The organism is Jiella avicenniae, from assembly GCF_021390325.1.
Lineage (GTDB): Bacteria > Pseudomonadota > Alphaproteobacteria > Rhizobiales > Rhizobiaceae > Jiella > Jiella avicenniae.
In genome coordinates this window covers 171,511-185,116 of record NZ_JAJUWU010000003.1, presented here as the reverse complement: position 1 = coordinate 185,116, position 13,606 = coordinate 171,511, and the positions used below count along the sequence as shown (strand labels likewise).

Sequence of the window (13,606 nt, the reverse complement as noted above, 5' to 3'; positions counted from 1 at the left end):
GTTTTGCGGAAATAACTGCAAGTATGCAGCGAAAGCATTGAAATGTCTGCGTCATACATCGGGCGGGACCTCGGCGGTCTCGTGGCCCGTCGGGTCGCTGTACGCTGATTTATGCGGGGTCGGGAGAGATTTGCCATGAGACCGACAAGAACGATCAAGACCATTTTTGTCCGGTCCATCGCTGTCATCTTCATCAATTTCGTCGTGGTCGGCGAGATGCTTGCCGCGGAAAATCCGGCGGCGGCTCAGCTTCAGGCCGCCTATGCCGATCTTCTGGAAAACCCGGCCGATCCGTCGCGTTCCGTGCGCTATGCGGCGGTCGCGGTTCGCCTCGGCGCGGTGAACGATGCGATCGCCTCGCTCGAGCGGTTGCTGCTCGCCGATCCGAGCCTCGACAACATCCGCCTGGAACTCGGTCTGCTCTACCAGAAGCTCGGCAACGAGGCTCTCGCCGAGACTTATCTCGACACCGCACTGGAAAATCCGGCGATGCCGGCTCCGGTGCGCGAGCGCGGGGCGGCGACGCTCGACCAGGCGATCGACGGCTCCAGGCCCTATAGCCTCGTCGCTCGGCTCTATACGGGGCTGCGCTATGATTCCAACGTCAATCTCGGCCCGAGCGGCGCCGACATCACGCTGGGCGGCATACCGCTGGTGCTCGATCCCTCGGCGATGTCGAAGGCCGACGGAAGTTTCGTCGCGACCGGGCAGGCGACCTACACCCACGATCTCGGCTATCAGGACGCCAGCCGCTTCGTCGTCGACGCGGTGGTCGGCACCAAGCGGCATTTCGAACAGAAGCGTTACGACACGCTCTATGTTTCGGCCAATGCCGGGCCATGGCTCGGTTTCGAAGGAGCGCTCGGCGCCACCGAAATCCGCCCATACGTCACCGGCACGATCTTCGGCCTCGACGACAAGGACTATCTCAACCAGATCGGCGGCGGCCTGTCCGTCCGCCATCTGCTGGCGCCGGAGCTGCAGCTCGTCGTCACCGGCGAGGCGGTCTACCAGGATTACAACCACAGCGACTTCCGGCCGCTGGCCAGCGAGCAGACCGGCGGGCAATACAGTTTCTCGGCGGAACTCGCCTATGCGCTGACGCAGAACCAGACTTTCGGCGTCAGCGCCGGCGTCGCCCTCAGAGATGCCCGCGTCCATTGGGAAGACCGCACGGTCGTCTTCGGCGGGGCGAGCTACGCCATCCGGTATCTCGACCCGGTCGCCGCCACGAATCTCGTCTGGACGAGCAGCTTTTCGGCGGGTCTGCAGGCCATCGAGTACGACGCGGGCAATCCCCGGCTGATCGCGACCGAAGCCCGCAGCGATTTTCTCTTCGAGGTCGGGTTCACGCAGACCGTGCCGATCAACGACAGCGTCGACGTCGTCCTGGAGGTCGGCTACCAGAACAACGATTCGAACATCGCGCTGTTCGACTACGACAACCTGTCGACGAGCCTCGGCCTGGCGGTGCGGTTCTGATGCGCCGCTCGTCGTTCACGCCGGGACGCGGTCCCGCCTCCATTCTCGCCGCAGACCTTGCATCCGTTCTTTTCGCCCGACTGCCGGAGATGACCATGACGTCTCGTCGTCCCTTCCGCCCTTTCCACCGGTCCTCTTCGGCTGGCAGCGTGCTTGCGGCAAGTGTCGCGGCCGTCGCGATCCAGTTCGCCGCGCCTTTCGTCCCGGGCATGGCGGGCGCCGGCCCGGCCCTCGCCCTGACGCTGCATGAAAGTGGCGCGAGCAGTCTCGAGCTGCTTCTGGCGGACGGCACGTCGATCACGCTCGCCCCGCGCTCCCAGATCGCGGTCCGCCAGTTCTCCTATGACGGCCGCAGCGGGGCGCGCCGGTTGCGGCTCGAACTCGTCCGGGGCAGCGCCAGGATCGCCGTCGGCGCGCGCGGCGGCACCAGCCCGGTCGAGGTCTCGACACCCGGCGGCACGGTCCGCCTCGTCGCTTCCACCGCGCTGATCAGCGCCGACGAAGGTTTCGCGACGCTCGTCGTCGGCGACAGGCTCGTCGCCGAAGGCGCCGGTGCGTCGCGCACCATTTCGCGGCCGGGATTCGGGACGGTGCTCCGCCGCGGCGGAACGCCGGCGCAGCCCTACAGGCTCGACCGGACGACGATCGGCGACCAGATGGAGACGTTCCGCTCCAGCGCCAGACCGCGTTTCGCGACCATCGGCACAGGGGGCACGACGGTCGACAGCGGTCCCGGCATCGAGACGATGGCCACGGCTCGCAGGGCCGCGGGAACCACGGCGCAGCCACGGCGGCAGATGGCCGCGGCCAGCCGGGCGGTGCCCCCGCAGCAGGCGCCGCAGGCCGCGCGGCAGCCGGCGCCGGCACCGGTCGCCGCGCCGTCCGGCGCCCCGGCTCCCTCGGCGGCCGCAGCGCCGGCGCGACTGGCATCGGCGACGCCACCGGCCGCGCCGGCTCCGGCCGCAGCGGGCCAGTCGGCCGGACAGGCAGCCGCGCCCGGCAACGTTCCGACGCCCTCGCCGCGCCCCGGCGCCGATCGCTGCGATGCCAATGCCGGAAAGTACGACGCGGCCGAGTGCGGGCCGACGAAGCAGGCGGCGACCCTCACGCCCACGCCGGCGGCGCCGCAGCCTCCTTCTCTCGACCTCGGCTCCGGCCTCGGAGACGCCGCGCCGATCCAGGTCGCCCTCAACACCCAGACCGCGTCGGCGACGACCAATCCTGACGCGCAGAGCGTTCGCGTCGGGAATCCCGTCCGCGTCAGGCAGGATCCCGCGCTCAACGGCGGCGCCGTGGGCCTTGCCGCATATGAGGATCAACGGCCGGAGCTGTTCATCGACAATTCTCGTTCCGTCGTTCTCGCCAACGGCGGCACCAACCAGAGCGTGCCGCCGCTCAATACGAGCGTCGCCGACACGAGCGTCTACGAATTCATCCATGGCCAGTCCGAAGGCATCTTCTTCGGCCTGTCGAACTTCCGCAACTCCGACAACCAGGTCGATCAGAACGGCAATGCGACGGGCTTTCAGTACGCGTATGGCACCGCCCTCTTCGACCTATGGGCCTTCGCCACGGAGGCGAACGTCACGAACGGTCAGGTCGATATCAATGGCGCCCAATCGTCGACCGTCTGGAACGTCGTGCACAAGCCGGCGACGGCATCGGGCAATCTGAACAATGACGTGGATCAGGCCGGCAACTCTCTGGATCCGAACGCCTTCGTGCGCACGCTCGACACCAGCGTCTATGATTTCGATCAGAGCCGATTCGTGACCGTGGGCATGTCGGCGTTCTACCAGCCTCCGTCCAACAACGAGGTGAGCGTCGGCCAGTTGCAGTTCGACAATACCAGCCTCGCGACCTTCTCGGTCTACGACATGGCATTGCAGAACGGCGGCCGCTTCCTGGCCTTCGGCGGGCCGCCGTCCGGGGCCGCGACCAACGGGCCGACGCTGCCGGGCACCAACAACGGCTTCACCGTTTCGACCTATCGCATTTCCGACGGGCTGCGGGGCTTTGCCACCGGCACCAGCCTCGAGGGGCAGGCCGACGGCGTCGCCGGCTTCAACGCCAACGACGCGTTCCGGCGGGAGCCGACCTTCCTCGGCGGCGTCCAGACGCGGGCGGATACCGATCTCGTCGTCGTTTCCGGCAACGGCGTCACCAGCTACAACACCGCCATGCGCGGGGATTTCGAGATGAGTGCCAACGGCCTCAGCAACATCTCCGTCATGGTCGGCGACATTGCCGTCCAGGGCCCGACGGACCAGACGATTTCGCTCGCCGGGACGCTCGTCGGATCGACGCGCAAGGACGTCACCCGGACCTCGATCGCCATCGACGGGCCGATCGGCTCGCTCGGCACCGGCTACGACGCGACCGATTCCCACTTCTTCTTCGGCAACGCCCAGATGGGCGACGCCATCGGCTATTTCGCGCTCGGTCCGGCCGACAATTCCGGCGGAGTCGGCAGCGAGACCTCGCTCGGCCAGATCACCGAGGTGGCCTCGGACGGCACGACGGCGAGCTACGGCTTCACCCGCCTCGCCATCGGCGAGTCCGTGACGGCCGGAAACGACCCGTCGCTGGCAAATCGCACGAGCCGTGCGCCGACGGTGGGCTATGCCGCCGGCATCGGCGAGCGCAAGAATGCCGACGGCACGATCAGTCTCGTCTCGCTGACGGGGGCGACCGACGATCCGAACGTCGCGGTCGACGCCAATCCGGGCGACAACAACCTCGTCGCCGTCTCCATCGAGTTGCAGGGCAAGGCGCTCGGCACGACCGAGACACCGGAGGCGCTGCAGATGACGATGGGCGACGCGCAGAACCCGGGCAAGGGCGCGTATGTCAGCGAGAAACAGTATGCCGCCGTCGGGAACAAGAACGGCGTCATCGTCTCGCCCGGCGAACTCGCCGATGGTTTTGCCGCGGGAATGACCAAGCCCGGCCAGTACGATTACGCCCAGTGGGGTTTCTTCTTCGGCGATGCCCTCGGCACCGGCGCGAACGGCCAGACGCGGGTCAATCTCGGCCACATGGTCGCCGGCCGGCCGACCGTCGATTCGACGATCACCACCAACGTCCAGGCGGCCTATGCCGGTCAGATCATCGGTACGATCGCCGACGCGACCTCGATCCGGGACACCACCGGAACGTTCTCCTTCGACTGGAACTTCGGCAGCGGCACCGGTGCGGCGCAGGCAGCGCTCGACGGGCGTCAATATACCGGCGCCCTCAACAAGCAGACCGTCGCCAGCCGCTTCAACGGCACGCTCGCCCACACCGGCGGCCAGTCGACCATGACGATGAACGGCGGCTTCTTCGGCCCGGTCACAGCCGATCCAGGCAACCTCGGCCGGCCGCCGGAAACGGCCGGCACCGTCTCCATCTCGCCGGTGGGCAACGCCAACTATTTCGGCCAGGGCGTCTTCATCGGCAAGGTGCAATAACGGGCGGATCCCCGGCGCCGGGCCTACGGAGCTTGATGACCTTGCGTCATGGCGATACAAGCCATGACGCAGGGTCAATTGTTGCTGGGTCCGACGGCCGCCATGGTTCCGAGCGACGGCAAACTGTCCGCCATTCTCCGCGCCGCCCTCGCGCTGGTCTTTCTGGTCGCGGCGGCGCCTCTCGCCGACGCGCAGCAAAGCTCCGCCGCCCCCTCCGCCGAAGACGGCCTTTCGGTGCGGCTCGACGCCTATCGTGCCGGCGTCGCGGCAGGTACGGCCACCGACGCGGCGGCGGTGATCGAGGGCTACCGGCTGGCGGCGGCGCTCTATCTCGGCGGACGGCTTGCCGATGCCCGCGAACTCTACTTGGGTCTCGAAACGACGCTGCCGAAGGTCTTCGGCCCCGACGGCGAGGAGGTTGCGCAGTTGGCGGCCGACATGGCCGTCGCCTGGGAGGCGGCCGGCGACCGGGTCGGGGCGCTCGCCTATGCCGCGAAATCCGACGACCTCTATGCCAGACGCGCCCCGAATGCCGCTCGCCGGATCAAGGTCGCGCTCCAGCGCGCCCGGCTGGAGGGCGAACGTGGCTCCTGGATCGCGGCGCTGGCCCGCACGGAGGAGATCGCGCGGCTGATCGCCGCCGCCGGCGCTAAGGACCCGCGGCTGAGCCTGGCGCTTCACGCCATCCGCATCGAAGGCTTCTTCAACCGCAGGGACCATGCCGGCCTCGCTGCCGAGGTCGCTGCCTTGAAGGCCGACGTCGAGGCCACCGACGCGCCGGTCGGTCCCGAACCGCTGGTCTTCGCCGAGCTGAAGCTCGCCTTCCTGGAGGAGCGCTGGGAGGATGCCGCCGCCGCCGTCGCGGGGCTGCGGCAAGATCTCGAAGCCAGCAGGCAGACCGAGACGCTCGACTATGCCCACAGCCTCTACGACGCCGGCTACGTCTCCCTGGTGCGCTCGCACTTCCGCGATGCCGTCGCCGATCTGAACGACGCGCTGCTGCTTTACGAGCGGCTGTCCGGCCCGGACGATCCGATGGTGGCGCGCAGCAGCCTCAGCCTCGCCCTCGCGCACCAGGAGCTCGGCGAGCCGCGAACCGCGCTGGCCCACTATCAGCGCGCGCTGACGATCCTGAGCGAAGCCTACGGGCCGAATGCGCTCGACGTCGCCACCACCAAGCTTGAGACCGTGCGGCTGCATCTGCGGCTCGGCGACCCGCAGACCGGCGAGCGCGTCGCGCGGGAAGGCCTCGCCGCTCTGGAAAAGGCCGAGATCGGCGACAGCCGACTCCTGGCGCTCGGCCATTTCGCCCTTGCTCTGGCGCTGCAGGCCGGCGACCGCCTGCGCGAAGCGTTGACGGAAACGGAGCGCGCCGTCGCGATCCTGAAACGCGAGGCGGACCGCAAGGGGACCGCCCTGACGCTTCCGCTGATCACCAGTGCCGAGCTGCATCATGCGCTCGCCGAGGACGAGGCCGCCCTTACGGCAATCGACGCGGCGATCGACCTTTCCGGCCGCCACGGCATGGCGGCGGATACGCGGGCCCTGACCGTCAAGGCACAGATCCTCGCCGCGATGGGGCGGACGGCGGATGCTCTCGCCGCCGCGCGCGCGGCCACGGCCAACCTTGCCGGCGCCGGGCTTTTCAGCGGCGAGGAGACGACGATCGCGGCAGCCGAACAGCGGATTGCCCGACCGACCTTCGAGACCCATCTGGCGCTTCTCGCCGAGCGCCCGAAGCAGACGGGCTCGGACCTCGACGAGGCCTTCGGCCTGGCGCAGCGGGCGATCGCATCGGTGACGGGCCGCGTCGCGGCCGATCTCTCAGCCCGCTTTTCCGGCGCCGGCCCGAAAGTCGAAGCCCTGGTCCGCCAGCGCCAGGATGCCGCCCGGCAGCTCGCGAGCGTCGAGCGCCGCGAGAGCGACGCGCTGGCGGGTCTCGGCGACGAGGGGTCGGGCGAGGGGTTGGCGAAAGAGGCGAGACGCCTGCGCGCCGAAGTCGGCGACCTCGACGCGGCCATCGCGTCGCAATATCCCGCCTATCGCCGGGCGCTCGAACCCGTCGGTCTCGCAGCCCTGCAATCGGCGCTGCGGCCGGACGAGGCGCTGATCGTGGAGGTCGTCGCCGCCGACCGAACCCATCTCTTCCTGATTTCCCGAAACGGCGCCGCGCTGAAGACCGGCCCGCTCGGCCGGCGCGACGTCGCCGCCCTGGTGACCCGGATCCGCCGTTCCGTCGCCTTTCCGCAATGGGGCGAACTGCCGGCGTTCGACCTCGACGCTGCCAACGCCCTCTATGCCGCGACCTTCGGCCCGTTCGGCGCCGAGCTCGGTCGCTATCGCCATCTGATCGTCGTGCCGGACGGAGCGATGCAGAGCCTTCCTCCCGGCATTCTGCCGCAGACGCCGGCGGCACCGGGGGCGGACTACCGCACCGTCGACTGGCTGGGCCTGTCGCATGCGATATCGATCGTCCCGGGCGTCGACTCCTTCGTTTCGGCGCGAGAGACACGCCGTCCCTCCAGGGCGAACCGGCTCTTCGCGGGCTTCGGCGATCCGCTGTTCGCGGGCGCCGAGGCAACCGCGTCCGGCGCAGCCACGCCGCAGGAGCGGCGCGTGCGGGCGATCCTCGCCGCCGCTCCGCCCTTGCCGGAGACGCAAATCGAACTGAAGACCATGCAGTCCGTCCTCGACGGCGGGACGCTGTTCCTCGGGAACGAGGCGACCCTCGCCTCGGTGCAGAGAGCAAAGCTTTCGAACTACCGGATCCTCGCCTTTGCGACCCATGCCGTGACCGCCGGCACGATCCCCGGCGTCGACGAGCCCGCCATCCTCCTCGCTGCTGGCGGGGGCGGGCCGAAGGACGACGGCATTCTCACCGCCAGCCGCATCGCCGCCCTCGATCTCGACGCCGAATTCGTCGTCCTGTCCGCCTGCGACACCGCCGCCTCCAACGGCGAGCCCAACGCGGAGGGGTTGTCGGGCCTGGCGCAGGCGTTCTTCCATGCCGGGGCGCGCTCGCTGCTCGTCTCCCACTGGCCGATCGCCTCCGAGGCGACCGTCGGCCTGACCACCCGGACCGTGGCGCTGGCGGCGCGCGACGGGGTCCCGAAAGCCGAGGCGCTGCGCCGCTCCATGGCGGCGATGGTCGCCGAGAACCCGCAATGGTCGCATCCGGCCTATTGGGGGCCGTTCTCGTTGGTCGGCGACGGGTGGGAATGAAGCTCCGGCACGGGCAGGGGAGAAACTGCAAGATCGCCGGAGCGCCCTGCGAACCCGCCAGCAGCGGCTCAAGCGGAGTGCCGTCTCCCGTGGCGGATGACGACGAAGGCCGCCACGAGGACGAGGCCGGCCAGCGCGAACCAGGTCAGCGCATATTGCAGATGCTGGTTGCGGAAGGCGATCCGCGTCAGGCCCGTCACCGGATAGGCGACGCTGCCGGGAGGCGGCGCGCCCATTTCGGCATTCGGCGGCGGCGTGTGGTCGAGGGGCGAGCCCGCGTCGATGAAATAGGGCGCAACCGGGCCGCCGAGCTGCTGCGACGCGGCGATCGCCGCAACGTCGCGGGAGTACCACCGCCCTTCCGCCGGAACGTTGGCGCGCAGGAAGCCGCCGCCCGGCTGGCTCATGCGCAGGAGGCCGGTGACGGTCTTCGGCTCGCCGGAGAGATCGTCATCGGCGGCGAAGTCCTTCGACGGAACGAAGCCGCGATTGACGAGGACGGTGAAGCCGCGGGCGTCCCTCAGCGGCGTCATCAGCCAGAAGCCGCCGCCATAGTCCGTCGTCGCCTGGGCGAAGACGGATTTGCCCGGCAGGAACCGGCCGGTCGCCGTGGCGTGGCGGTATTCGTCGTCGTCGAAGTCGATCGATGCCCAGGCGTCGGGACCGGGCGCCGCGACCGGCGCGGCGGCGACACGCTCGTTCACGGCGGCGATGAGGCCGAGCTTCCAGCTTCGCCGTTCGATCTGCCAGATGCCCAGAGCGACGAATCCGGCAAAGAGGATCACGCCGGCTACGGCGGCAAGCGCAAGCTTCAAACGAAGACGGGGAGGGCGCTCGCGCGCCATCTCCCCGTGATGTCTGTCGTTCTCGGCCACGGACGAAACCTCTGCCGACCTGCGCAGCGTGCGCTACTCGGACGTCGTGGCGCCGGGTTCCATGGTCATCGGCGCCATGCCGCCTTGATCCATGTTGCTGTGGTCCATGCCGGAGTGACCGGCGCCGTCGGTGCCCGCCTCGCCGGCGCCCTGGGGCGTCGCGTTCTCGCTCGCCCCGCCCATCGACATGCCGCCCATCTGGCCGCCGTTCATCTCCATCCCGTCCATGGTGCCATTCTCCATCGGCATCATGTTGCTGTTGAGATGATACATGACCCAGAGCGAGCCCGAGATGGTGATGACGAGCAAAACGACCGTGAAGATCAGCGCCATCACCGTCCAGCCACCTTCGGACTTCGCGTCCATGTGCAGGAAGTAGATCATGTGGACGATGATCTGCGCGACGGCGAGAAGGATCACCAGGACCGACGTGACGATCCCGTCCTCGATCGGCCGCGCCATCACCAGCCAGAACGGAATGACGGTGAGGACGACGGAAAGACCGAAGCCGGTGAGATAACCCCCGATCGTCGAATGGGCTTCGCCGGTCTCGTGATGGCCGCTGGCCGTGCCGCGGTTGGGGTCGGAAGCGTGAGAGGCGGTGCTCATCAAATCACCCGGATGAGATAGACGAAGGTGAAGACGCCGATCCAGATGACGTCGAGAAAGTGCCAGAACATCGACAGGCACATCAGCCGGCGACGATTGTCGGCCAAAAGCCCGCGCTTCTGAACCTGCACCATCAGAACGATCATCCAGAGGATGCCGAACGAGACGTGCAGCCCGTGGGTCGCGACGAGGGTGAAGAACGCCGAGAGGAAGGCGCTGCGCTGCGGCGTCGCGCCCTCGTGGATCAGCGAGGCGAACTCGTAGAGCTCGATCCCGACGAACAGCGCGCCGAAGACGGCCGTCACCACCAGCCACAGGAGCACCGCCTGCTTGTTGCGGTTCTGCATGGCGATCATGGCGAAGCCGTAGGTGATCGAGGAGAACAGCAGCATCGCCGTGTTCGCGGCGAGCAGCGGCAGCTCGAAGATCTCGTCCGGCCGCGGCCCCGCGGCGTAGGCGCCGGCGAGCACGCCATAGGTGGCGAACAGGACCGCAAAGATGAGACAGTCGCTCATCAGATAGATCCAGAAGCCGAGCATGGTGCTGCCGCCCGGCTCGTGCTCGTGTTCCTCGACTTCGAAGAAGACCGGCTTGTCGCTGCCGGTCGTCGTGGCGACGTTGTGCATCAGGTCAGCTCCGCGCCGTCAGGGTGCCGGCGAAGGCGTGTTCCGTCTCGGCGACCTCGTCGGCCGGGATGTAATAGTCCCGGTCGTAGTTGAAGGTGTGGGCGATCGTCATGGCGACGAGCGCGACGAAGGAGAGCGCCGCCAGCCACCAGATGTACCAGATCATCGCGAAGCCGCAGACCGTCGCCAGCCCCGCGATGAAGATGCCGGCGCCGGTGTTCTTCGGCATGTGGATCGGCTTGAAGCCTTCCATCGGGCGGGCGAACCCCCGCCGCTTCATGTCGGTATAGGCGTCGAGGCCATGCACCACCGGAGTGAAGGCGAAATTGTAGTGCGGCGGCGGCGAGGACGTCGCCCATTCCAGCGTCCGGCCGTCCCATGGGTCGCCGGTCGTGTCGGCGAGTTCGTCGCGACGGCGCACCGAGACGAAGATCTGCACCAGGAAGGCGGCGATTCCGGCGGCGATCAGCACCGCGCCGAAGGCGGCGACGATGAACCAGATCTGCAGCGACGGATCGTCGAACTCGCGCAGCCGCCGGGTGACGCCCATCAGGCCGAGTACGTAGAGCGGCATGAAGGCGAAGTAGAAGCCGACCACCCAGAACCAGAAGCTGACCTTGCCCCAGAACGGATCGAGCTTGAAGCCGAACGCCTTGGGGAACCAGTAGTTGATCGCCGCGAACATGCCGAACAGGACGCCGCCGATGATCACGTTGTGGAAGTGGGCGACGAGGAACAGCGAGTTGTGGGTGACGAAGTCGACCGGCGGGACGGCGAGGAGGACGCCGGTCATGCCGCCGATGGTGAAGGTGACGAGGAAGGCGATCGTCCAAAGCATCGGCACTTCGAAGCGCACGCGCCCCCGATACATCGTGAACAGCCAGTTGAAGATCTTCGCTCCCGTCGGGATCGAGATGATCATCGTGGTGATGCCGAAGAACGAGTTGACGCTCGCCCCGTTGCCCATGGTGAAGAAGTGATGGAGCCAGACGAGATAGGCGAGGATGGTGATGACCACGGTGGCGTAGACCATCGAGGTGTAGCCGAACAGGCGCTTGCCCGAGAAGGTCGAGGTGACTTCGGAATAGACGCCGAAGCACGGCAGGATGAGGATGTAGACCTCCGGATGCCCCCAGATCCAGATGAGGTTGAAATACATCATCGAATTGCCGCCGAGATCGTTCGTGAAGAAGTGCGTTCCGACGTAGCGATCGAGCGACAGGAGGGCGAGGACGGCCGTCAGAACCGGGAAGGAGGCGACGATCAGGACGTTGGTGCAGAGCGCCGTCCAGGTGAAGATCGGCATGCGCATCATCGTCATGCCCGGCGCGCGCATCTTCACGATGGTCGCCAGGAAGTTGACGCCCGACAACAGCGTGCCGACGCCGGCGATCTGCAGGCCCCAGATATAATAGTCGACGCCGACGCCCGGACTGTTCGCCGCGTCGGACAGCGGCGGGAAGGCCAGCCAGCCGGTGCGGGCGAATTCGCCGAGGAAGAGCGACAGCATGACGAGGATGACGCCGCCGGCGGTCATCCAGAAGGAGAAGTTGTTGAGGAAGGGGAACGCGACGTCCCGCGCGCCGATCTGCAGCGGAACGACGATGTTCATGATCCCGACGATCAGCGGCATCGCCACGAAGAAGATCATGATCGTGCCGTGGGCGGTGAAGACCTGATCGTAATGGTGGGCGGGCAGGAAGCCTTCCGAGCCGTTGAACGCCATCGCCTGCTGGGCACGCATCATCAGGGCGTCGGCGAAGCCGCGCAGCAGCATGACGATCGCCAGCACGATGTACATGATGCCGATGCGCTTGTGGTCGACGCTGGTGAGCCACTCGTTCCAGAGATAGCCCCAGAGCTTGAAGTAGGTGAGAGCGCCGAGGAGCGCGAGGCCGCCGAGTACGACGACGGCGAACGTCCCGACCAGGATCGGCTCGTGATACGGGATGGAGTCGAGCGTCAGACGTCCGAATATCAGCCGCGTGAGGTCCGTATTGCCCAGCATGGATTTTTGTCTCTTGCTGATTGCTCATGGGCTCCGGCTGATGCCGGAGCCGTTCATCAATTTTCGTGGAGCTGCGGCGGGGCGATCGTGCCTTCGCCGGCGGGCTCCTCCAACGTCCTCTCGTCGCTGTGCGGCTCGCGGTTCGAGGCCGGAGCGGTGGCGCCCTGGGCATCGCCGCCATGGCCGAACTGGTCGAGGTCGTAGGTCTCGTATTTCAACTGATCGATGGTGACGTCGCGGCCGGGCTCGGCCTTGCCGGCGTCGATCATCATGATCTCCTGCATGCACAGCTTGCCCGGGCGCACGCACATGCCGAGAATGCGCTTGTAGAGGTCGTCCTCGACCGACGAATAATAGGCGACGGGAGAGCCCTCGGTCGGCTTGGCGAGGTCGAGATAGGACTGCGTGTCGAGCGTCTGGTTCGAAGCCTTGAGGTTCTGGATCCACGCGTCGAAGTCGCCGTCGTTCTGGCTGTAGAACTTGAAATTCATGTCCGAGAAGCCGGCGCCGTTGTAGTGGCTGGCGAAGCCGTCGAAAACCCCCGGCTCGTTCATCACCGCGTGAAGCTTCGTCTCCATGCCCGGCATCGAATAGATCATGCCGGCGAGCGTCGGGACGTAGAAGGCGTTCATCACCGACTCGGCCGTCAGATGGAAGCGGATCGGTCGATCGACCGGGGCGGCGAGCTCGTTGACGCTGGCGACGCCGTATTGCGGATAGACGAACAGCCATTTCCAGTTCAGCGCCACCACCTCGACGTCCAGCGGCTCCGCGTCGAGCGCGACGCCCTCGCTGGTGGTGATCTCGTCGAGCGGCCGGAACGGATCGAGGAGATGGGTGCCGACCCAGGTCACCGCGCCGAGGACGATGATGATCAGGAGCGGCACCGTCCAGATCACCAGCTCGAGCTTCGTCGAGTGGTCCCAGTCCGCATCGTAGTCCGTCGCCTTGTTGGAGGCGCGGTAGCGCCACGGGAAGTACAGCGACATGAAGATGACGGGCAGGATGATGATGAGCATCAGCCCCGTTGCGATCAAAAGCATGTCGCGCTGGCGCGCCGCGATGTCGCCGCCCGGAAACAGGACCGGAGATGAGCACGCGCTCAGGATGACCGGCAGCGCGAGGACGAGAAGGAAACGAAACGGACGCAATGGAGCGGCCCCGTATTGGTCTGACATGAAGCGTGCAGCCGGCGGTCACCGACCGGGCGTTGACTGCCGCGCGAAGCTGGTATTGAACAATTTGTGCAGTGCCTCAACCCCCTTCTTCGCAACTGCACACCACCTTACGAGTCCTTAATGTTCGGGGCGCTTGCCGCCCGACCTCATCCGT

7 protein-coding genes and 1 pseudogene are annotated in these 13,606 nt (G+C 67.2%); 3 read left to right on the top strand and 5 right to left on the bottom strand.

The window, feature by feature from the left end:
* Positions 1–135: 135 nt before the first annotated feature.
* From LZD57_RS03135 to LZD57_RS03125, 3 genes are all read left to right on the top strand, one after another.
* On the top strand, positions 136–1,482 hold the full coding sequence (locus tag LZD57_RS03135) for a surface lipoprotein assembly modifier (RefSeq protein WP_233717667.1): 1,347 nt from the start codon (positions 136–138) through the stop codon (positions 1,480–1,482).
* A gap of 149 nt (positions 1,483–1,631) precedes the next feature.
* Positions 1,632–4,934 carry a FecR domain-containing protein gene (locus LZD57_RS03130; RefSeq protein ID WP_233717666.1) on the top strand — a complete coding sequence of 1,101 codons (3,303 nt, stop codon included), beginning with the start codon at positions 1,632–1,634 and terminating at the stop codon, positions 4,932–4,934.
* Positions 4,935–4,982: 48 nt separating this feature from the next.
* Positions 4,983–8,156 (top strand): CHAT domain-containing protein, encoded by a 3,174-nt coding sequence (locus LZD57_RS03125; RefSeq protein ID WP_233717665.1) that lies wholly within the window; start codon positions 4,983–4,985, stop codon positions 8,154–8,156.
* A 68-nt stretch (positions 8,157–8,224) separates the two neighbouring features.
* On the opposite strand, the gene LZD57_RS03120 is transcribed toward LZD57_RS03125, so the two are convergent.
* The 5 genes and pseudogenes from LZD57_RS03120 to cyoA all read right to left on the bottom strand — a co-directional run bounded on the left by LZD57_RS03120 (position 8,225) and on the right by cyoA (position 13,425).
* Positions 8,225–9,001, bottom strand: coding sequence for an SURF1 family protein (locus LZD57_RS03120; RefSeq protein WP_255699757.1), 777 nt, complete (start codon positions 8,999–9,001; stop codon positions 8,225–8,227).
* 246 nt (positions 9,002–9,247) lie between these two features.
* Positions 9,248–9,640 (bottom strand): annotated as a pseudogene (gene cyoD / locus LZD57_RS03115) (cytochrome o ubiquinol oxidase subunit IV); the annotation flags it as partial.
* Positions 9,640–10,266 carry a cytochrome o ubiquinol oxidase subunit III gene (cyoC, locus tag LZD57_RS03110; protein WP_233717663.1) on the bottom strand — a complete coding sequence of 209 codons (627 nt, stop codon included), beginning with the start codon at positions 10,264–10,266 and terminating at the stop codon, positions 9,640–9,642. The pseudogene cyoD and the gene cyoC, both read right to left, overlap by 1 nt.
* A gap of 4 nt (positions 10,267–10,270) precedes the next feature.
* Entirely contained in the window at positions 10,271–12,274 is a 2,004-nt protein-coding gene (gene cyoB, locus LZD57_RS03105; protein WP_233717662.1) for a cytochrome o ubiquinol oxidase subunit I, read from the bottom strand.
* 56 nt (positions 12,275–12,330) lie between these two features.
* Positions 12,331–13,425: a ubiquinol oxidase subunit II gene (gene cyoA / locus LZD57_RS03100; protein ID WP_233717661.1), complete on the bottom strand. Its 1,095-nt coding sequence runs from the start codon at positions 13,423–13,425 to the stop codon at positions 12,331–12,333.
* Positions 13,426–13,606: the final 181 nt, after the last annotated feature.

What these genes read in the sequence shown, in the direction of transcription:
- LZD57_RS03125 (WP_233717665.1), top strand. Translation starts at nt 4,983, where the DNA reads ATGGCGATACAAGCCATGACGCAGGGTCAATTGTTGCTGGGTCCGACG.
- cyoC (WP_233717663.1), bottom strand. Translation starts at nt 10,266, where the DNA reads ATGCACAACGTCGCCACGACGACCGGCAGCGACAAGCCGGTCTTCTTC.
- LZD57_RS03120 (WP_255699757.1), bottom strand. Translation starts at nt 9,001, where the DNA reads ATGGCGCGCGAGCGCCCTCCCCGTCTTCGTTTGAAGCTTGCGCTTGCC.
- cyoB (WP_233717662.1), bottom strand. Translation starts at nt 12,274, where the DNA reads ATGCTGGGCAATACGGACCTCACGCGGCTGATATTCGGACGTCTGACG.
- LZD57_RS03135 (WP_233717667.1), top strand. Translation starts at nt 136, where the DNA reads ATGAGACCGACAAGAACGATCAAGACCATTTTTGTCCGGTCCATCGCT.